Genomic DNA, 18,908 nt, shown 5'->3' with positions numbered 1-18,908 from the left:
AAGGGATTTTTTTAGTTAATTAACAAAGGTTGGTTATGCCTGCTCGTATTTTTTCTGAATACCTTCAACAAACTCATTAATTTCATCTAAAAACTTGAGCTTTTTCTCATCTTTTTCGTTGGTATATCTGTCTCTTAAATTATCACACTCAAAATAAAATTCTTTGCATGTCCACCATTTTTCCTTCTCATCGCTCAATATTCTTTCAGCTATTCCACGTTTAATAGTCTTAAACATATCAGCAGGCAGTGTATCTGGTGATTCTTGATAAATTATCTTTTTTCCAAAGCTTACCATTCTCTCATCTTCAAATTTATCTAATAATATTAATTTATCCTTCCAAGACGCTGCATGCCATTTTGGAAATAAAGCTGTATCTTTTTGAGGGGTAAATTTTTTATAAATTGTCTCCTCTGCTAATAAATCAACTTGTGAATCAAATTGAGCTTTTTCTTCAGCAGTTTCTCGTAATGCCGTTAAAACATTTTGAGAAAATTTCTCATTACTATTTACTAATTTTGCACGCTCTTTAATCAAATCAGGATCAAGTTTGCTATATGGCTCAACTTGTAACCCATAACTTGCATCTAAAATTATAGGAGCTTTGTTTGATCGTATAGTTCTTAAAAACTTTAATTTTTTAATAGCACTTTTAAGTTCAGAAATTGACATATCAAATAATGGGATTGGATCAATTTTAAGATCAAAAGCTTGGCCCCATTGATAGATTGGGTGAATACAATGTTTTGGATGAAGTGGTGCAACTACAAATCTATAATTTTTACCAAAATGATATTCTGCTAATGTAAACATTTTTTCTGTTTTAAATATTGTTTCAGTATCACTCTTGTTTGCTGTTCTTAAAAATGTATCCCAAGTTTGAGGTTGATTTTTTTTAATTAAACCTAAAACCTTAACTGTTAACTCTGCATCAAATAAAGCTGAGTGAGCTCCACTAGACTCAAATCCATTCATTCTAGCTAACGATTCTAGTTTCATGACCGCATTACCTTTTGCATTTATTTCAGTTTTTACAACACTTTCATCAACTGCATGAGCACCTCTTGCAATGTTTAAACCATCATGTCTTTTATTAGGAGTTGCGTTTGTAATATATGGATATCTAATTCCTCTAAAGAATTCGTTTCTTATCATCTCGTCATCAAAGCCAATGTTTGACCAACCCATGAACATTGCTGGGCTCCATTTTTTAAATGTTGCTTCTAGCTGAGATAACATTTGGTAGTGACTTAAATTTCCTTTAGTTAATAAATCAACGCTAGTTTTATTAACTATTAAAGCCATTGCTTGAGGAACTTCCCCTTCTGGCAATCTACATCTAAAATTAAAACGATCTAATTCTTTGAAATTTGGATCAACTAAAATACCACCTACTTCAATAATACTTCCCCATGAAGTATTGGCGCTACTAGATTCAATGTCCCATATTGCTAAATTCATATTAGTTCATATTCCTTTGGTGATAGTACTGTTCGACTTTTTCTAAAAACTTATTTTGATATTCCTCTAGTTTAACACCTTGAATTCTAAAATCTTGAAATAAATTATCAACCGTACATAACAGGACAATTCCCTGGGTGATGTTTGAATTGTAAACAACGTTATGAGCTAATGAATAAGCCCCTAATTGAAGATAATAGTCCTCAATCCACTCTTCTTTTTTCGGTTTATTGGACTGTTTAAAGTCAATGATAGTTTCTTGTCCCTCATATACTCCACAAGCATCGCACGTTCCAGCATATTTCCCTGGATAGTACAATGTGGCTTCAGTTCCCCAAATCTCTGACAATTTATTTTTAATTCCTTGTTCAATAATTTCGTCTGCCATTTTTTTAGATTTATTTTCTTCTTCTAATAATTCTAAATTTAATTGACCTAATAGATATTTTTCTAAATGAGAGTGCATTGATGTGCCTCTACTTGAAGCATCATTTTTAATTCTATTTGCTTCAGCAGCTCCCACTCTTGCTTTCCAATTTGCAAGAGATGCTTTTTTTTCTTCACTTTGTGTTGCTTGTAATATGGAAGTTACCGATGGAAGTTTTTGTTGATTTACAGCATACATTCTTGAACCGCTAACCATTGATCTCATGGATTTTGGATAAGTAAATTTATTATTCCACTGCATATAGTTTGTTATAAGCGGTATTGAGGGAAAAAAGAAATTAATTTTTTGCTTGTTTTGAATGGTCAACAAATTTTTCTACGTTTTCTGTTTGAACAGCTTTATCAACTTGTTCAGGATCTTTAATATTTTCTAGGCTTCTGCTAATCGATCTTGCATCTGTTCCAAACTTATCAACAACGATCATTGCTTCTTCTAATTTTTTTCTAAGAGAAACTATATTATCAAAGTGTTTTCCAAATCTTGAGCTAATTGTTTTTAAGTGATCATAGATTTCTGTAGCGCCCTTTTGAACTTTTAAAGATTGAAAGCCCATGTGTAATGATTGTAAGTAAGCTGAAAGAGTATTTGGACCACAGATTACAATTTTATATTTTTTCATTAATTCTTGAGTTAATAATTCTTTAGTAGTTGGATCTTGGTATTCAGTTAATTCTTTATATAAACTTTCAGTTGGGGCATAAACAATTGCGAAATCTGTAGTTTTTGGTGGTACTATGTATTTTTCATTAACACTTTTAGCTTTTGCTTTAAATGCAGCAGCTAATTTTGCTCTTGCATCTGCAACAGCTTTTTTATCATCAGCATCATAGCCATCGGTAATTGCTTTAAATTTTTCTACTGGAAAATGTGAGTCTACAGGCACCATTACATCACCCTGAAGTTTGATTGCAAATTCTACATTTTCACCTGTATCTTCTTTCATCTTAACGTTAGTCATGAATTGAGAAGCAGGTAATAAGTCTTTGATTAGAGCATCTAATGAAAACTCTGCAAGAGTTCCATATTTTTTAACTCCAGCTAAAATTTTTGTTATGCCTTCTTGGCTTTTATTTAATAATTCGACCTGACTATTGAAGTTTCCTACTTTTTCATCAACTTTTGTTAAAGCCTCTGTCATATCTTTAGTCACCCCAGTTGATAGAGCAGTAAATGAAGTCGACATTGAGCCGAGTGAAGTATTAATAGTAGTATTTAAGGTATCTTTTAATGAAGTAATTTCTGTCTTTAAATTAGCCATCTCCTCAGCTTCTTTATTTTCACTCTCATCTTTAGGCTTAGATCTTAAATTTAGATAAAGAATACCTAATGTAGCCCCAAGCAATAAAACTAATAAAGTTAATAAAATACTATCCATGATTCTATGAGATATTTTATAGTAAAAATTTGATTTATATATGTAATTATTTAAAACTGTCTCTATGGAATTAATTTTAATACTAAAAATACTACTTATTATAGGAGCTATTGTTACAACTTATGCAGTACTTAGAAACCTTGATATTATTAAGATTGTTTTAATCTACGTAAAAGATACTTTACTTAGAAAGTAACTTAACTAATTTTTTAACCAGACTATTTTTTAGAGAAGATTTTGAAGCCATCATACAGGCCTCTGACTTTAAAATTTCTCCATCTTTAAGAATTCGAAGGTTATTCGCTCTTAGAGTTTCACCAGATGAAGTAATATCAGCTATAATTTCAGATGACCCTGTAAAAGGATAAGCTTCAGTTGCACCTAAACTACTAACTAACTTAAATTGTGTAACTCCTTTTGAAAACAAAAACTCTCTTGTTAAATTGGGATATTTTGTTGCTACTCTTAATCTTTTTTTCTTTTTATCTTTAAATTCAAAAGCAATTTCTTCTAAATCAGCAACTGTTTGAACATCAATCCAAGGGTCTGGGATAGCAACAACCAATGTTGCTTTACCAAATCCATAATTCTTAACAACACTTATCTTCTTTTGAATATTAACTTCACTCTCCTTTAATAAATCATATCCAGAAAAGCCAAGATCTAAAGAGCCATCTCCAAGTCTTTCAACTATCTCCCTTGCATGAAGATATAACACTTTAACATTATTTAAGTTTTTAATAGATCCTAATAAATCTCTTTCACCTCTTTCTGAGACTAAATTTAATTTATTTTTTTTAAATATTTTTAAAATATCTTTTCTAAGTCGACCTTTGCTTGGAATTCCAATATTAATAATATTTTTTGTCATTAGTAGTTTAAATTTAAAGCAGCTCCTACTGCTGGAACTTGTTTTTTAGATCCAAGGTCTGAAATTAGCTTGTCGTATCGTCCACCGTTAATGATGTTAATATTTTTAGATTTAGATTTAATATCAATTTTAAATACCATACCCGTATAATATTCTAATTGACGACCAAAAGACGCTGAAAACTCTACATTCAATTTTTGAATTTTATTTAATGAGGTTGGGAAATATTTTTGATCCACAACTAAGTTAATTTTATTTTTTTTAAAAAAGATATTAAGTTTTTTAGCTGCTTGTCCTATTGGGCAATTAATTTTTAAAAACTCTTTAATAATTTTTGAAACATTTTTACCCCTACTGGCTCTTCTTGGATCTTTAATCTTATAATCAAATCTCTTTAAGATTTCCTCAATTGATCGTCCAGCAATTACTATTTGCTGTTTATCTTTTAGCATTTTTTGATATCTCTTTTTATCAACTTCAACAATTGTTGGGTCTACATCAGAGTTTGTCTCTAATCTTTTTAATAAATCATTAAAGTATTCTTCTCTCCAAAAGTGTCTTAAAAGTCTTAACTTCCATCTTTTTGGAATATCTAGTTTTGAAATTAATAAATTGAAAATCTCAACGTTACCAATTTTTAAAGTTCCTGATGAATATTGTAAATTAGATAGAGATTTTAAGGCTGTATTAATAATTTCCTTATCATCTTTTTTTTCATCCTTAGAGCCTATGATCTCAAAGCCAACTTGGTCTCTAATAATAGAATCTTTTTTATTATTTGATTTTCTATAAGCCTGACCGCTATAAAATATTTTCTCTTTTCCTTTAAGGTTATTTTCTAAATATCTCAAGCAAGATGCTATTGTAAGGTCTGGTCTTAGACAAAGCTCACTACCATTTTGATCAGTAAATGAAAAAATAAACTTTCTAAAATTTTCCCCAGATCGTTGAACAATATGATTAGCTTCAATTACTGAAGGTAAATCAATATATTTAAACCCTTTAGATTTAACTGATCTAAGGATTTTTTCAGATAAATTTTTTGATTTCATCAATTAAGTTTTCTTTTGGGAACGTTACTTGATTGTTTTCACCTTTAACTCCTAAAAGGTTTTTTAAAGTAATCATGTTATCTTTAAATTCATTTTCACCACAAATAACAGCTACTGGGCATTGTTTTTTATTCGCATATGTTAACTGTTTGCCTAGATTTTTCTTACTATCTAAAAATATTTCAGAGTTAATATTATTGTCTCTTAAAACTTTTAAAATCTCATAATAATTTTTTAAATATTTTTCATCCATTACACAAATAATAGCTGGTTTTTTCTCATCAACTTCAATTTGATCAAGTTGCATCATTGCAAATAATAACCGGTCAACTCCAATGCTCATTCCAGTTCCAGGAATATCAACTCCCTTAAATCTTGAAATTAATTTATTATATTGTCCACCTGAGCAAATACTTCCTATATCAACTTCTTTACCTTTATTGTTTGTTGTCTTAAAATTTAAATTTGTTTCAACACAAAATCCGTCATAATAAGCAAGTCCTCTAACAATTGTAAAGTTTGTCTTTATTTGATCTAAATAATCTCCATAACTTGCTATTTCCAACAAGTCTTCTAATTCTTTAATTCCTTCTTGAGATAAAGGGTTTTTTAAATTTTCTTTTAATTCTTTTAAATCTTTTACTTTTAAGAAGTTGATTATTTGTGAAGCCTGATCATCAGATAAGTCAGCACCTTTTGTAACTGCTCCACTTACATCTACTCTTTCTTTTTTTAATAAATCTTCAACTCCTCTTAAACCAAAGCCAGGCTTATCCAGTTTATCTATTGCTCTCATAACCTTTATCTTTTTGTCTTCAGATATTTTAAGGTCTTCAATTAAACCTTGAACAATTTTTCTATTGCTAATGTTAACAACGAACTGATCTTTTTTTAAACTACAGGCAAGAAGTGTACTTGCAATTAAATTACAAAGTTCAGCATTTGCTTGAGCAGGATTAACGTTACCAACTATATCAGCGTCACATTGTAAAAAGCTTCTATAACGAGCATTACCCGCTTTTTCATTTCTCCAGACATCACCCATTTGATATCTTTTATAAGGTAAGGGTAATTCTTGATTGTTTTGAGCAACAAATCTAGCTAACGGACTTGATAAATCATATCTAAGAGTAATATTTTTCTCACCATCTTTAAATGAAAATACATCAGACATAGAATTACTATCATCATCTGCAAGAAATGATCCTATATTTTCTGAAATTTCAAATGAAGGAGTTTCAAGAGCAGCAAAACCAAATTTTATAAAATTAGTTTCAATAATATTAATTAACCTTTTCTTGAGAATTAATTTCTTGCCCCATCGGTCTTCAAATCCTGAGGGTAATCCAGGAATTAGTTTGTTTTCTTTATTCATTTTTTTTGGTACCCGCGCTTGGAATCGAACCAAATCCTATAGTTCCACAAACTATCGTACTAACCGTTATACTACGCAGGCATTCTTTGTTTTTATATTATTTTTGTGTGGATTTAAAATTATATTATAAATAAATAGCCTAAAGGCTATGGAAACAAAGTCTATGAGTACTTCTTGAAGTCTCTCTGTATGTAATATTTATAATCATGAACAGTCTTTTAGACAATTAAGAATAATTTTCAACACATAAATATTAAAGATGTTGACCTTATTTTTAAATTTTTTTGAGAGGTGGTGGTGGCCCCAACTGGACTCGAACCAGTGACACACGGATTTTCAATCCGATGCTCTACCAACTGAGCTACAGGGCCCCATATTAACCTCTAAAAGTGATACGACCTTTAGTCAAATCGTAAGGTGTCATTTCGACTTGAACCTTATCACCTTGAAGTACTCTAATTCTGTTCTTACGTAATTTGCCTGCAGCATGCGCTGTAACAATGTGGCCGTTTTCTAATTTAACTCTGAACATTGCATTCGGTAATAAATCCTCAACAATTCCTGAGAACGACAGCATTTCTTGTTTTGACAAATTTATTTTCTCCTAATTCTTTTTTCTACCGACTTAGCGTGTCCCACTAAACCCTCGTAGTTTGCAAGTGTTATAACTGATGGACCAAGGGTTTCAATCCCTTTTTTTGATAGGTTTATATATGAAATTCTTTTATAAAATTCATTAACACTAACCCCACTTGAATATCTTGCTGAAGAATTGGTTGGCAATACATGGTTAGAGCCAACATTATAGTCAGTCATTGCCATTACAGCATATTTTCCTAAACAGATAGATCCTGCATTTTTAATCTTACCCACTACTTTTTTATAGTTCTTAGTATTAAGCTCTAAGTGCTCAGGAGCAATTTTATTTACTGTATTAATAATTTTTTGGTCAGACTGCATATGAATTATAATTCCATTATTGAGTAGACTATTTTTTGCAATTGCGGCTCTGGGTATTTCTTTTAATTGATTAATAATTTCATCATTAACTTTTTTAATAATTGATTTATCTTTTGAAATTAAAATACATTGAGCAAGATTATCGTGTTCTGCTTGACCTATTAGATCACTTGCTATCCATTCAGGGTTTGAAAATTTATCACAAACAATTGTTACTTCAGAAGGGCCTGCAATCATTCCTTCAATTCCAACATCTCCAAAAACTTCTTTTTTTGCTGCAGCTACGTATGAATTTCCAGGGCCTACAATTTTATCAACTTTTTTAATTTTCTTAGTTCCATATGCAACAGCTGCAATAGCAGATGGTCCTCCGATTGAATAAATCTCTTTAATCTTACATTTCTTTGCAGCATATAATACAGCAGGATTTTGTTTACCTTTTTGACCTGGATTAACCATAACTAGTCTTTTCACTCCAGCAACAATTGCAGGTATTGCATTCATTAAAACGCTAGAAGGGTATGAAGCTGTTGAACCAGGCACATAGATTGCAACCGATTCAATAGGTACATATTTATACTCTAATTTATTTTTTAGTTTATCCGTATAAGAAATATTTTTGAATTTTTGTAACGAGTGGAATTTATAAATTCTATCATAAGCAAGATCGATTGCTTTTTTAACCTTTGGATCTAAAGATTGAATAGTTTTATTGATTTGTTTTATACTTGGGGCAATAACGCTATTTTTATTAAATCTCTTTTCATACTTTAAGATGGCTTTATCACCATTTTTCTTAACATCTTTAATAATTTTAATAACTGAAACTGAATTAAGTTGGACTTTATTTTTTCGTTTAGACAATAATGCATCTAAAGTTTTATCAAAGTTTTTATTTTTACTATCTAATATCTTAATCATTAATCAGCTTTGTTTTGGTCGTCTAAAGTTACTTCAATTATTTCTGTTGATAATGTAATATATGCGTTGTTTGTAAACATTAAGTTTATTTCATAATTTTCATTATTTTTTAAATAATCCATCCCAATTAACTCTAATTTTTCCTCAGGATCATTTTGTTTAATATTTTTAGATTTAACTCTATCTACAAATTCGAATTTGCAAATACTGGTAACTTTTTTATCTTTCTCATCTGTTTCTACTTTAGATCTATTTAATGATAATAAAAAAACCTTGTTTGACTGAAGATATTTAATTTCATCAACTTTAACTTCAGCTCCAGAGCAACATGCTGAGATCACTTGTAATCCCTCATTGTCTGTAGCTATAATTTTTGATAAATATTTTTTATTCATTAGTTAATTCTCTTAATTTTAGCCCCTACTTTTTTTAATTTCTTCTCTATATCTTCATAACCTCTATCAAGATGATATATCCTATTAATTACCGATTTTCCTTTAGCTGCAAGTGCTGCAAGAATTAAAGATACAGAAGCTCTTAAATCTGTGGCCATTAATTCTGCTGATTCAAATTTGATATTTCCTTCTATGGTTGCTTTATTTCCATTAATAGAAATCTTAGCTCCCATTCTATTTAACTCCGCAACGTGCATAAATCTATTTTCAAATATTTCTTCTTTAATATGAGATTTTTTATTAGCCTTACACAATAATACCATCATTTGTGCCTGTAAATCTGTTGGAAACCCTGGATAAGGAGATGTTTTAATATTTATGCTTTTAATCTTTTTACTTCCCTGAATAAGTATTTCATTTTTTCTTAAAATAATTTTTGATCCTACTTTTTTTAAGATATTAATTTCTGTACTTATTATCTTAGGATCAATTCCAGTAATCTTCAAATTTCCCTCCGTTAATGCTGCAGCTATTAAATAAGTTCCAGCCTCTATTCTGTCTGGCATTACTGAATAATTTAATTCTTTAAGATTGTTCACTCCTTCAATCCTAACCGTTCTCTTTGCAGTCCACTTAATATTACAGCCCATAGTAATTAGAAAATTAACTAGATCTTTAATTTCGGGTTCAATGGCACAATTTGATAAAGTTGTTTTTCCTTTAGCTAAACATGAGGCTATAATTAAATTTTCTGTAGCACCAACTGAAACTTTGGGAAATTTTATATTCGCTCCTATTAATCCTTTAGGTGCAGTAGCGTGAACATATCCTTGGATAATTTTATATTTAACTCCAAGTTTTGATAGAGCTTGTAAATGAATATCGACAGGTCTTGTTCCTATCGCACAACCGCCAGGTAATGAAACTTTTGCTTTACCAAATTTAGCAAGCAATGGTCCTAAAACTAATATTCCTGCCCTCATAGTTTTAACCAAACTATAAGCTGCAAAAGTTTTTGTTTGCCTAGTATTTTTGATAATTAATTCTTTTTTATTATCATCAATAACTGAACCTAATGACTTTAATAAAAGTATCATTGTTTCTATATCTTTTACTCTTGGTAGGTTTGCTAAAGATATTTTTTTATTTGATAGTAATGTTGCAGCTAGAATAGGAAGAGATGCATTCTTAGATCCTGAAATTCTAATGTGTCCCTTGAGCTTTGCTGCTCCAAAGACTTCCAATTTTTTCATGATTATACTTTTGGTAAAGTTACTCCAGTTTGACCCATGTATTTTCCTTTACGGTCAGCGTATGAAGTTTCGGGAGACTGATCTCCTTTTAGAAATAAAAATTGAGCAACACCTTCATTTGCATAAATTTTTGCTGGTAGTGGTGTGGTATTAGAAAACTCAAGAGTAACTGTTCCAAAGAATTCAGATTCGATTGGAGTTACGTTCACTATAATCCCTGTTCTTGCATATGTACTCTTACCAACAACGATACACATAATATCTCTTGGTATTTTAAAGACCTCGATAGTAGTCCCAAGGGCAAAAGAATTAGGAGGAATAATAATATATTCAGAGCTTTTTTTAGTCACAAAATTATCTGAACTAAACTCCTTAGGGTCAACGATAGAAGAATTTACATTATGAAATATCTTAAATTCATCTCCTACTCTTGCATCATAGCCAAATGAACTAAGTCCATAAGAAATTTTACCATCTCTTACTTGCTTATCTATAAAAGGAGAAATCATTGATTCCTCAACTGCTAACTTCCTTATAGATTTATCGGAAAGTACTGACATTATTTACTTTTCTTTTTATTTTTTTTTGAAAAATTTTTCTTTTTTTTAAATTTTTTTTAAGAGCCAGACTTAACTTCTCATTTTTTTTTTTATCATTCATTATTTATCTGGATTAGTTAAAAAATCTAAAGTGATAGGCTTTGATGCATCTAAAGTTTTCTCTGGTTCTTCTTGAACTTTTGGTCCCTCTTTAGCTTCACGCTTTGCTTTTTTCTCTGCAAGCTTTTTCTCTCTCTTAGCTTGCTTCTCCATAAGCTTATTGCCTTTAGTAGATTTATAATCGTAATGAATGCCCATAAAATTTCCTCCGTAGGTATAAATCATTATATGAAAAAAATTAAGGCAATTTTTTGAAAAAATGATTTATTATAGAAATACTTGAATAAAATAACAAATTAGCCCCTATAGTTAAATGGCATAACATGTCCATGGTAAGGATAAATTTCAAGTTCGATTCTTGATGGGGGCACCAGATTATTTTTTATAAAATATTTTTCTAGCAACAATTGCAGCTATTAATAAAGCTCCAAAAGCAATCATCGGGATGTAGATATCTGGTGAATATATCAAATCAATGATTCTGGGAGCTTCTAAATTTTGTTCTATGATTTTTTCAAGTCCACTTCCAATTGAAACAACTAAAAATAGTGGTGGAGTTAATCCTATTAATGTTGCCCAAAAAAAATTACTTACTCTAACATTAAAAATACAAGGTAATACATTGGATAATGCAAAAGGAATGCCTCCTATAAATCTATAAGCTAACAAATAAATAAATTCTGATTTTTTAAATTTAGCTTCTAAATTTTTAAATTTATTTAAAAACTTTTCTTTAATTACTTCTTTAAAAAAATAATTTCCAATGATGTATAAAATTGTTGCTCCAATAGTCATTCCAATTATTAGAATAAAAGTTCCAAGCCACTTACCAAAAATAAATCCTGCTAGGAGTGCAACCGGTAAACCAAATCCAGCCATAACAACCCAGACAATTGTGGCTATTAAAAATATTAGAGAAATTAAAAATAAATTAGTTTGCTTTAATCCAAAAAAATAATCTCTATTATTTTTAATAAATTCATAGCTAGTTAATTCTTCGAGGGTGAATTTTGATAAAAAAAAGTATAAAAATGATGAAACAACTAGAAGATAAAATAAACCTAAAGTTATCTTAACTTTTTTTGATTTTTCCATAATTTACTGGTCGTATTATAAAATCTTCTATTTGCTATTTATACATATAATTACTATAAAGGGCGAAATTTAAAAAAACTTAAATAAATCCTATGAAAAGAACATATCAACCCAAAGTTGGAAAACGTCTTAAGAAGCATGGCTTCAGATCAAAGATGGCAACTAAAGGTGGGAAAAAACTTATTAAGAGAAGACGTGATAAGGGACGTAAAAACCTTACGGTGTCATCCACTCAAAAAAAGCCTCAAGGTAAATAAACCAAACTAAATGAAAAGCAAAATTGTTGCTCTTTCTAAAAACGAAGATTTCAAAAATTTACTTAAGAAGAAAAAAATTTCAAATAAATATATCACTTTTTTTTTTGGCCCTCTTGCAGATAAAGATAATAAAAAACTAAATATTAGCTTTGTAGCTAAAAAAAAACTAATCCGTGGTGCTGTAAAGAGAAATAAAGTTAAAAGAAGATTAAGAAATATAATGAACGAAGCGGTAAAAAAATTGTCAATAAACTTTAATTATTCTTACCTTGTGATTGCGAAAATGACTATGCTAAACAATGAATATGCGATAATAAAAGATACTTTATTCCAAGACATAAAAAAGATTAAGTAATGAATATTATATCAAACATTTTAATTGGCCTGATCAAATTTTATAAAATGGTTATTAGCCCCTACTTAACTCCTTCGTGTAGATATCTTCCAACTTGCTCAGAATATACAATTGAATGTTTAAGATCATATGGACTCTTTAAAGGCATCTCAAAAAGCACAAAAAGAATATTTTCATGTCATCCTATTAAGATGTTAGGTGGCGGTGAAGGATTTGACCCAGTAAACAAAGAATTAAAGGCTAAGAAATAATGGATACTAGAAACGTAATCGCAGCAATATCCTTATCAGCAGCTGTTATTATTTTATACTCTCTTTTTTTTCAGCCTGATCCTGCAACTATTAAAAAAAATCTAGCTGAACAAAATAAAATTGAAAATAATGAAGACACTCCTAGCTTGGATAAAAATGAAAACTTTGCAAAACTTTCAAGAACAGATGCTTTAAAAGAAAATGATAGAATTCAATTTGAAAATGGAAGTGTTGTTGGGTCAATTTCTTTAAAGGGTGCAGCGATAGACGATCTAACTTTCAAAGAATATAATATTGAACTTAATGGAAGTGATAAAATAACCTTATTAAACCCAAGAAATGTTGAAGATGGTTATTTAATTGAAAGTGGTTTTGTAAGTACTAATAAAAATATAGATATACCTGATGCTTCTACGGTCTGGGAAGTTTCTGGAAATAAAAAATTAACCAATAATAGTCCTGTAAAATTAACATGGAGTAATACTCAAGGTATTACATTTGAGAAACATATAAGTTTAGATGATCAATTTTTGTTTACTGTAAAAGAAAAAATAATTAACAGATCAGATAAATCTTATAATTTTTACTCATACGGACAAATAATTAGAAATAAATTACCAGAAATATCTGGCTTTTATATTTTGCATGAAGGGTTTTTATCTGTACTTGATGATCAATTAATTGAAGAAGATTACGACGATATTCAGGAAAAGAAGTTTACTCAAATTGCACAAGAAGGATTTGTTGCTATTTCAGATAAGTTTTGGGTTACATCAGTTATACCACCTAAAGGTAAAGAGTTTAAAACAACTTTTGACTATAAAAATAAATTCAGAGCGAACTACATATCAACCAAAGGTATTGAAGTTAAAGCAAACACTTCAATTGAAGAAAAAATTCAGATTATAGTTGCTGCTAAAAGAGTAAATGTCATTGATGGTTATGCTGAAAATTTAAATATCAATAAATTTGATCTAGCGATTGATTGGGGCTTTATGTATTTCATCACAAAACCTTTATTCTTTGTATTGGATTACTTCTTTAAATTGCTTGGTAATTACGGTTTAGCAATTATTGCTGTCACTATTTGTATTAGATTGGCTTTCTTTCCTCTTGCCAACTTTAGTTTTAAGTCCATGGGAAAAATGAAGTTATTAGCGCCTGAAATGGCTCGTCTGAAAGAGTTACACAAGGATGACAAAATGAAATTGCAACAAGCGATGATGGCTCTTTATAAAAAAGAAAAAGTTAATCCTATGAGTGGTTGTCTACCTATCCTAGTTCAGATTCCTGTTTTCTTTGCGCTATATAAAGTATTATTTGTAACCATTGAAATGAGACACATGCCATTTTATGGATGGATACATGACTTAAGTGATAGAGACCCAACATCTTTGTTTAATGTTTTTGGTTTACTTCCTTGGGATCCACCTTCTTTCTTATTAATAGGTGCATGGCCAATCATTATGGGTATCACGATGTTTATACAACAAAAGCTTAATCCTACTCCGCCAGATCCTATACAGGCTAAAATATTTATGTTCTTTCCAGTATTTTTAACTGTAATTCTTGCACCATTTCCTGCTGGTCTTGTTATCTACTGGAGCTTCAACAACATCTTCACAATGATTCAACAATATATTGTTCAAAGAAAAATGACTATCAAAACAACATAAATGTCATCGTTAAAAGAAGAAGAATTAATAAACATCCTACCTAAAGACGGCCCAACAGTTAAAGAAGTAAAAAAATATTTAGAAAAATATAATGATGAATTTATTATCATTAAGTGCGGTGGCAGTGTTTTAGTTGATCCAAAATTATTTAAAATTTTTATTGAAGATGTGGTTGTTTTAAACAAACTTGGTTTTAATCCTATAATTGTTCATGGAGGTGGAAAAAGAATTAACAGTAAACTTTCTGAAGTTAATATTAAAAGTAATTTTATTAATGGACTAAGAGTTACTGATAAAGATACCATCAACATAGTTGAGGATGTATTAATCGAATTTAATAAAGAGATTGTTGAAGCTTTAAATAAGTTAGCCTGCAAAGCAAAAAGAATTACTTCAAAAGAAAATAATATAATTACTGTCATACAAGAAAACAAAAACCTTGGATTTGTGGGAACACCTACTGAAATTAATAAAGATCTATTAACTGAAACAATAAAAGTAAACGAAGTACCTGTCGTTGCACCCTTAGGTTTAGATAAAGATAATCAGACTTTTAATATAAATGCCGATACTGCTGCGGGATCGATCGCAATTGAGCTAAAAGCTAGAAGGTTAATGATTATTAGTGATGTAGAGGGAGTATTAAATAGTGAAAAAAAACTAATCTCTGAAATTAACTCTAAAAAAGCTAATGAATTAATTGATCAAGAGGTAATTTCTGGTGGAATGATACCTAAAATTAAGAATTGTCTAGATGTTGCAAGTAATGGGGTCAAGGCGGTTGTGATAATTGATGGAAGAAAAAATCACTCACTTCTTTTTGAACTATTATCTGATAAAGGTTCGGGAACTTTAATAAGAGAATGAAAAATTTAATTGATACTAAATACTGGCTATTCGACTTAGATAATACTTTATATTCTGGACAAACAAAGGTTTTTTTTGAAGTTGATAAAAAGATGTCTTCTTTTATTTCAAAGAAATTTAACGTAGATTTAATTAAAGCAAGAGAAATTCAAAAAGAATATTTCTATGAGTATGGAACGACATTATCAGGATTAATGAATCACGATAAAATTGATCCACATGAATTTCTGGAATTTGTTCATGATATTGATATCAGCTGGCTTCCTAAAGATGAGTTGTTGCGAGAAGAATTAATTAAAATTAAAGAAAAAAAATATATCTTTACTAATGGTTCTCATGCACATGTGAAAAATGTAACCAAACAACTGGGTATAGATGGTTTGTTTGATGGAGCGTTTGATATTGTTGATGCTAATTTTATTCCAAAACCAAAAATTGAACCTTATAAAAAGATAGTAGAAAAATTTGATCTTGATCCAACAAAATCAATATTGATCGAAGATATAGCTCATAATTTAGAACAAGCTAAAAACTTAGGAATGAAAACTTGCTGGCTTGAGAATGATGAAGTATTTGCAAAAAAAGATGCGGATAAACCATATATTGATTATAAGATTAAGAACTTGCCTTCTTTTCTTCACGAAATTAATATATTAAAAACACAATAAAACTAACCTACTAACGATAAAATAAAACTATGAAAGAATTTGAAAACATTATCAATACAGCTTGGGACAATAAAGACTCCATCAATGGTCAATCTGATAAGTCTATATTAGATGCCATCAACCAAACGATTGAACTTGTCGATAAAGGTGAACTAAGAGTTGCTGAAAAAAATGGTGATGAGTGGGTAGTTAATCAGTGGGTTAAAAAAGCAATAATGTTAAGTTTTAGAACACATGATATGGATTCATTGAGTGGCCCATATAGTAGTTGGTATGATAAATCTCATTTACTAAAAGGTAAAACAGCAGATTGGACTAAGGAAGATCATATAAAAGCTGGTTTTAGAATGGTTCCAAATTCTCCAGTTAGAAAAGGGTCTTTTATTGGAAAGAACGCAGTGCTAATGCCTTGCTTTGTGAATATTGGAGCTTATGTAGATGAAGGAACTATGGTGGACACTTGGGCTTCTGTAGGATCTTGTGCACAAATAGGAAAGAACTGTCACATATCAGGTGGTGCTGGAATTGGGGGGGTGTTAGAGCCAATGCAAGCTAACCCTACTATCATCGAAGATAACTGTTTTATTGGAGCTCGTTCAGAAATAGTTGAAGGAGTAATTGTTGGAGAAGGATCTGTATTATCAATGGGTGTATTTATTGGTCAATCTACAAAAATTGTTTATCGAGAAACTGGTGAAGTAATCTATGGAAAAATTCCACCGTACTCAGTAATAGTACCAGGCAGCCTTCCAAGTAAAGACAGTAAAGGTCCTGCTTTATATTGTGCCGTAATTATTAAACAGGTTGATGAAAAAACTAGATCTAAAACTTCTATTAACGACTTATTAAGAGACTAGATGCTAACTTATAATGAAATCACATTAGCTAAAGAGCTAATAAGATTTCCAAGCATTACACCAATTGATGCTGGAGTAATGAAATTCTTAGCTAAAAAATTAACTGCTATTGGATTTAAATGTAAGATTTTAGAGTTTAAAGATAAAAATTCTAAACCAGTTAAAAACCTATATGCAAGATTGGGTAATTCTCAACCAAACTTTATGTTTGCTGGTCACTTAGATGTAGTACCTCCAGGAAATATAAAAGATTGGACGATTAAGCCTTTTAGTCCAGCTATTAAAAAAAATCATCTTATTGGTAGAGGTGCTAATGACATGAAAAGTGCAATTGCAAGTTGGGTTGTTGCTGTAAATAGCTTTATATCAAATAATAAAAAAATTAACGGATCGATTAGTTTATTAATTACTGGTGATGAAGAAGGTGTTGCAATTAATGGTACTAAAAAAGTAGTTGATTACTTAAAAAAGAAAAAAGAAAAAATAGATTTTTGTTTAGTTGGTGAGCCAACAAACCCTAATAAACTTGGTGAAATGATTAAAATTGGTAGAAGAGGAAGTATCAATACTGAATTAACTATAATTGGAACTCAAGGTCATGTTGCATATCCTCATCGTGCTAAAAATCCATCAACTTCATTGATCAAGATACTTAATGAAATAAAAGAAATAAAATTTGATAAAGGAACAAAAGACTTTCAGCCTACAAATTTAGAGGTAACAAAAATTAATATCAATAATACAGCTGATAATGTTATTCCAGGACTTGCAAGAGCTACATTTAACATAAGATTTAACAATAAACATACATCTTCTAGCTTAAAGAATAGATTAAATAAAATATTCAAAAAAATTACTAAAAAAGATAAATCTAATTTTAAAGTAGAATATCGTGTATCAGGTGAAGCTTTTTTAACTAAGCCCAATAAAACAACTTACATGATTCAAGATGTAATAAAAAAAATTACAAAAATTAAACCTCAATTGTCTACAACAGGTGGAACTTCAGACGCAAGATTTATTAGAAAAATTGCCCCATGTTTGGAATTTGGTCTAGTAGGTAAAACAATGCACAAAGTAGATGAGGCAGTATCTATTTCAGACTTAAAAAAATTGACTAAGATATACTATAATATTTTAGAAAATTATTTTAAATGAAAACTGGTTTAATAACCTCTGATACTTATCAAAATCACAATACGGGCGACGGTCATCCAGAGAAAATTGATAGAGTTACAGTAGTTATCGATAACTTTAAAAAGTTAGATAATAAAGATTTAATTTGGAAAAAACCTTCAAAATTTGACCGATCACTGTTAGAAATAACTCACAATTCTGATTATATAAATTTCGTAGAAAAATCTTTTCCTGAAAAAGGATTATCTTTTTTAGATGGAGATACGATTGTCTCCCCAGGAAGTAAGGATGCCACGTCAGATGCTGTCGGTTCAATCATTGCGGCTATAGATGGTGTTCAAAATAAAAATTTTAACAATGCGTTTTGTGCCGTCAGACCTCCTGGACATCATGCAGAGAAAAATAAAGCTATGGGTTTTTGCATCTATAACAATGTGGCTGTTGGAACCAATTATCTTATAAATAAGTACAAACTTAAAAAAGTAGCAATTATCGATTTTGATGTTCATCATGGAAATGGTACTCAAGATATTTTTTACGATAATGAAAAAGTTCTATATATTTCTACTCATCAATACCCTTATTACCCAGGCTCAGGGACTAATGATGAAAAAGGAAAACATAATAATATATTAAATATTCCTTTGCCAGCAGGAACAACCTCCGTAGAATATTTAAATGCCTATGAATTTGTACTTAAGAAAATTAAAGAATTTAAACCTGAATTTATCTTACTTTCTGCTGGGTTTGATGCTCATAAAGACGATCCATTGGCACAACTTCAATTAGAGTCAAAAGATTTTTATAGTATTACCAAAAGAACACTCGAGCTATCAAAACAATATTGTGATGGAAAAGTAGTGTCAATTTTAGAAGGTGGATACGATCTATTAGCACTTCAAGAAAGCACTGAGATGCATGTAAAAGCTTTACTAGAATTTAATTGATAATTTCTCAATACGCATTAAAGAACTC

Annotated in this window: 22 protein-coding genes and 3 tRNA genes; 10 read left to right on the top strand and 15 right to left on the bottom strand. The window is 29.9% G+C overall.

The features are described from left to right. Positions 1-33 precede the first annotated feature (33 nt). The 14 genes from ABXT48_RS00420 to ABXT48_RS00355 form a co-directional block, all read right to left on the bottom strand. Positions 34-1,461 (bottom strand): exonuclease domain-containing protein, encoded by a 1,428-nt coding sequence (locus ABXT48_RS00420; protein ID WP_415278381.1) that lies wholly within the window; start codon positions 1,459-1,461, stop codon positions 34-36. Position 1,462: 1 nt separating this feature from the next. Further along, positions 1,463-2,149 carry a hypothetical protein gene (locus tag ABXT48_RS00415; RefSeq protein WP_415286548.1) on the bottom strand — a complete coding sequence of 229 codons (687 nt, stop codon included), beginning with the start codon at positions 2,147-2,149 and terminating at the stop codon, positions 1,463-1,465. A 37-nt stretch (positions 2,150-2,186) separates the two neighbouring features. Beyond that, positions 2,187-3,284 carry a DNA recombination protein RmuC gene (locus ABXT48_RS00410; protein WP_415286547.1) on the bottom strand — a complete coding sequence of 366 codons (1,098 nt, stop codon included), beginning with the start codon at positions 3,282-3,284 and terminating at the stop codon, positions 2,187-2,189. Between the two features lie 181 nt (positions 3,285-3,465). Next, positions 3,466-4,155 (bottom strand): ATP phosphoribosyltransferase, encoded by a 690-nt coding sequence (gene hisG / locus ABXT48_RS00405; RefSeq protein ID WP_415286545.1) that lies wholly within the window; start codon positions 4,153-4,155, stop codon positions 3,466-3,468. Further along, a complete protein-coding gene (locus tag ABXT48_RS00400; RefSeq protein ID WP_415286544.1) occupies positions 4,155-5,207 on the bottom strand; it encodes an ATP phosphoribosyltransferase regulatory subunit in 1,053 nt (350 codons plus the stop codon). The genes hisG and ABXT48_RS00400 overlap by 1 nt, the downstream gene beginning before the upstream one ends. After that, the gene (hisS, locus tag ABXT48_RS00395; RefSeq protein ID WP_415286543.1) at positions 5,185-6,582 is read right to left on the bottom strand and encodes a histidine--tRNA ligase; all 1,398 of its coding nucleotides are present in this window, start codon (positions 6,580-6,582) and stop codon (positions 5,185-5,187) included. The genes ABXT48_RS00400 and hisS overlap by 23 nt, the downstream gene beginning before the upstream one ends. Positions 6,583-6,588: 6 nt before the next feature. Next, positions 6,589-6,663: transfer RNA gene (locus ABXT48_RS00390), tRNA-His, on the bottom strand. A 214-nt stretch (positions 6,664-6,877) separates the two neighbouring features. Next, positions 6,878-6,953, bottom strand: a tRNA-Phe gene (locus ABXT48_RS00385). Between the two features lie 5 nt (positions 6,954-6,958). After that, the gene (infA, locus tag ABXT48_RS00380; RefSeq protein ID WP_006997427.1) at positions 6,959-7,174 is read right to left on the bottom strand and encodes a translation initiation factor IF-1; all 216 of its coding nucleotides are present in this window, start codon (positions 7,172-7,174) and stop codon (positions 6,959-6,961) included. A gap of 2 nt (positions 7,175-7,176) precedes the next feature. Next, positions 7,177-8,463, bottom strand: a complete 1,287-nt coding sequence (gene hisD / locus ABXT48_RS00375; RefSeq protein WP_415286542.1) for a histidinol dehydrogenase — start codon at positions 8,461-8,463, stop codon at positions 7,177-7,179. After that, positions 8,463-8,858, bottom strand: coding sequence for a DUF2948 family protein (locus ABXT48_RS00370; RefSeq protein ID WP_415286541.1), 396 nt, complete (start codon positions 8,856-8,858; stop codon positions 8,463-8,465). Before ABXT48_RS00370 ends, hisD begins: the two co-directional genes overlap by 1 nt. Beyond that, positions 8,858-10,111: a UDP-N-acetylglucosamine 1-carboxyvinyltransferase gene (gene murA / locus ABXT48_RS00365; protein ID WP_415286540.1), complete on the bottom strand. Its 1,254-nt coding sequence runs from the start codon at positions 10,109-10,111 to the stop codon at positions 8,858-8,860. The genes ABXT48_RS00370 and murA overlap by 1 nt, the downstream gene beginning before the upstream one ends. Positions 10,112-10,113: 2 nt before the next feature. After that, positions 10,114-10,671, bottom strand: a complete 558-nt coding sequence (gene dcd / locus ABXT48_RS00360) for a dCTP deaminase (RefSeq protein WP_415286539.1) — start codon at positions 10,669-10,671, stop codon at positions 10,114-10,116. A gap of 99 nt (positions 10,672-10,770) precedes the next feature. Further along, positions 10,771-10,968, bottom strand: coding sequence for a hypothetical protein (locus tag ABXT48_RS00355; RefSeq protein ID WP_006997433.1), 198 nt, complete (start codon positions 10,966-10,968; stop codon positions 10,771-10,773). Positions 10,969-11,069: 101 nt separating this feature from the next. Here ABXT48_RS00355 and ABXT48_RS00350 point away from each other — a divergent pair. Next, positions 11,070-11,143, top strand: a tRNA-Thr gene (locus tag ABXT48_RS00350). Positions 11,144-11,145: 2 nt separating this feature from the next. Here the strand turns inward: ABXT48_RS00350 and ABXT48_RS00345 are convergent. Beyond that, positions 11,146-11,865, bottom strand: coding sequence for a TVP38/TMEM64 family protein (locus ABXT48_RS00345; protein ID WP_415286538.1), 720 nt, complete (start codon positions 11,863-11,865; stop codon positions 11,146-11,148). 92 nt (positions 11,866-11,957) lie between these two features. On the opposite strand from ABXT48_RS00345, the gene rpmH reads away from it, so the two are divergent. From rpmH to ABXT48_RS00300, 9 genes are read left to right on the top strand one after another with little or no spacing between them, the layout of a single operon-like run. Next, positions 11,958-12,122 carry a 50S ribosomal protein L34 gene (gene rpmH, locus ABXT48_RS00340; protein ID WP_006997435.1) on the top strand — a complete coding sequence of 55 codons (165 nt, stop codon included), beginning with the start codon at positions 11,958-11,960 and terminating at the stop codon, positions 12,120-12,122. 10 nt (positions 12,123-12,132) lie between these two features. After that, complete coding sequence (gene rnpA, locus ABXT48_RS00335; RefSeq protein ID WP_415302984.1) at positions 12,133-12,477, top strand: ribonuclease P protein component; 345 nt, start codon at positions 12,133-12,135, stop codon at positions 12,475-12,477. Then, positions 12,477-12,728, top strand: coding sequence for a membrane protein insertion efficiency factor YidD (gene yidD / locus ABXT48_RS00330; RefSeq protein ID WP_415286537.1), 252 nt, complete (start codon positions 12,477-12,479; stop codon positions 12,726-12,728). The genes rnpA and yidD overlap by 1 nt, the downstream gene beginning before the upstream one ends. Next, positions 12,728-14,404 carry a membrane protein insertase YidC gene (gene yidC, locus ABXT48_RS00325; RefSeq protein ID WP_415286536.1) on the top strand — a complete coding sequence of 559 codons (1,677 nt, stop codon included), beginning with the start codon at positions 12,728-12,730 and terminating at the stop codon, positions 14,402-14,404. The genes yidD and yidC overlap by 1 nt, the downstream gene beginning before the upstream one ends. Next, the gene (gene argB, locus ABXT48_RS00320) at positions 14,405-15,271 is read left to right on the top strand and encodes an acetylglutamate kinase (protein ID WP_415302982.1); all 867 of its coding nucleotides are present in this window, start codon (positions 14,405-14,407) and stop codon (positions 15,269-15,271) included. Further along, positions 15,268-15,939, top strand: a complete 672-nt coding sequence (locus ABXT48_RS00315) for a pyrimidine 5'-nucleotidase (RefSeq protein ID WP_415302980.1) — start codon at positions 15,268-15,270, stop codon at positions 15,937-15,939. The genes argB and ABXT48_RS00315 overlap by 4 nt, the downstream gene beginning before the upstream one ends. A 29-nt stretch (positions 15,940-15,968) precedes the next feature. After that, positions 15,969-16,796 carry a 2,3,4,5-tetrahydropyridine-2,6-dicarboxylate N-succinyltransferase gene (dapD, locus tag ABXT48_RS00310; RefSeq protein WP_415286532.1) on the top strand — a complete coding sequence of 276 codons (828 nt, stop codon included), beginning with the start codon at positions 15,969-15,971 and terminating at the stop codon, positions 16,794-16,796. Further along, positions 16,797-17,954 carry a succinyl-diaminopimelate desuccinylase gene (gene dapE / locus ABXT48_RS00305; protein WP_415286531.1) on the top strand — a complete coding sequence of 386 codons (1,158 nt, stop codon included), beginning with the start codon at positions 16,797-16,799 and terminating at the stop codon, positions 17,952-17,954. Continuing rightward, positions 17,951-18,880 (top strand): histone deacetylase family protein, encoded by a 930-nt coding sequence (locus ABXT48_RS00300; RefSeq protein WP_415286530.1) that lies wholly within the window; start codon positions 17,951-17,953, stop codon positions 18,878-18,880. The genes dapE and ABXT48_RS00300 overlap by 4 nt, the downstream gene beginning before the upstream one ends. The last annotated feature ends 28 nt before the right edge of the window (positions 18,881-18,908 follow it).

Source organism: Candidatus Pelagibacter sp. Uisw_101, from assembly GCF_047727615.1.
Taxonomy (GTDB): Bacteria; Pseudomonadota; Alphaproteobacteria; order Pelagibacterales; family Pelagibacteraceae; genus Pelagibacter.
This window is presented reverse-complemented; position numbering and strand designations above follow the sequence as displayed.

Excerpts from the sequence above, each read along its gene's own strand:
- ABXT48_RS00420 (WP_415278381.1), bottom strand. The coding sequence starts at position 1,461 with ATGAATTTAGCAATATGGGACATTGAATCTAGTAGCGCCAATACTTCA.
- hisS (WP_415286543.1), bottom strand. The coding sequence starts at position 6,582 with ATGAATAAAGAAAACAAACTAATTCCTGGATTACCCTCAGGATTTGAA.
- ABXT48_RS00370 (WP_415286541.1), bottom strand. The coding sequence starts at position 8,858 with ATGAATAAAAAATATTTATCAAAAATTATAGCTACAGACAATGAGGGA.
- hisG (WP_415286545.1), bottom strand. The coding sequence starts at position 4,155 with ATGACAAAAAATATTATTAATATTGGAATTCCAAGCAAAGGTCGACTT.
- dapE (WP_415286531.1), top strand. The coding sequence starts at position 16,797 with ATGCTAACTTATAATGAAATCACATTAGCTAAAGAGCTAATAAGATTT.
- ABXT48_RS00300 (WP_415286530.1), top strand. The coding sequence starts at position 17,951 with ATGAAAACTGGTTTAATAACCTCTGATACTTATCAAAATCACAATACG.
- ABXT48_RS00400 (WP_415286544.1), bottom strand. The coding sequence starts at position 5,207 with ATGAAATCAAAAAATTTATCTGAAAAAATCCTTAGATCAGTTAAATCT.
- dcd (WP_415286539.1), bottom strand. The coding sequence starts at position 10,671 with ATGTCAGTACTTTCCGATAAATCTATAAGGAAGTTAGCAGTTGAGGAA.
- ABXT48_RS00415 (WP_415286548.1), bottom strand. The coding sequence starts at position 2,149 with ATGCAGTGGAATAATAAATTTACTTATCCAAAATCCATGAGATCAATG.
- dapD (WP_415286532.1), top strand. The coding sequence starts at position 15,969 with ATGAAAGAATTTGAAAACATTATCAATACAGCTTGGGACAATAAAGAC.
- yidC (WP_415286536.1), top strand. The coding sequence starts at position 12,728 with ATGGATACTAGAAACGTAATCGCAGCAATATCCTTATCAGCAGCTGTT.
- ABXT48_RS00410 (WP_415286547.1), bottom strand. The coding sequence starts at position 3,284 with ATGGATAGTATTTTATTAACTTTATTAGTTTTATTGCTTGGGGCTACA.
- ABXT48_RS00345 (WP_415286538.1), bottom strand. The coding sequence starts at position 11,865 with ATGGAAAAATCAAAAAAAGTTAAGATAACTTTAGGTTTATTTTATCTT.
- ABXT48_RS00315 (WP_415302980.1), top strand. The coding sequence starts at position 15,268 with ATGAAAAATTTAATTGATACTAAATACTGGCTATTCGACTTAGATAAT.
- ABXT48_RS00355 (WP_006997433.1), bottom strand. The coding sequence starts at position 10,968 with ATGGGCATTCATTACGATTATAAATCTACTAAAGGCAATAAGCTTATG.
- rnpA (WP_415302984.1), top strand. The coding sequence starts at position 12,133 with ATGAAAAGCAAAATTGTTGCTCTTTCTAAAAACGAAGATTTCAAAAAT.
- yidD (WP_415286537.1), top strand. The coding sequence starts at position 12,477 with ATGAATATTATATCAAACATTTTAATTGGCCTGATCAAATTTTATAAA.
- rpmH (WP_006997435.1), top strand. The coding sequence starts at position 11,958 with ATGAAAAGAACATATCAACCCAAAGTTGGAAAACGTCTTAAGAAGCAT.
- murA (WP_415286540.1), bottom strand. The coding sequence starts at position 10,111 with ATGAAAAAATTGGAAGTCTTTGGAGCAGCAAAGCTCAAGGGACACATT.
- hisD (WP_415286542.1), bottom strand. The coding sequence starts at position 8,463 with ATGATTAAGATATTAGATAGTAAAAATAAAAACTTTGATAAAACTTTA.
- argB (WP_415302982.1), top strand. The coding sequence starts at position 14,405 with ATGTCATCGTTAAAAGAAGAAGAATTAATAAACATCCTACCTAAAGAC.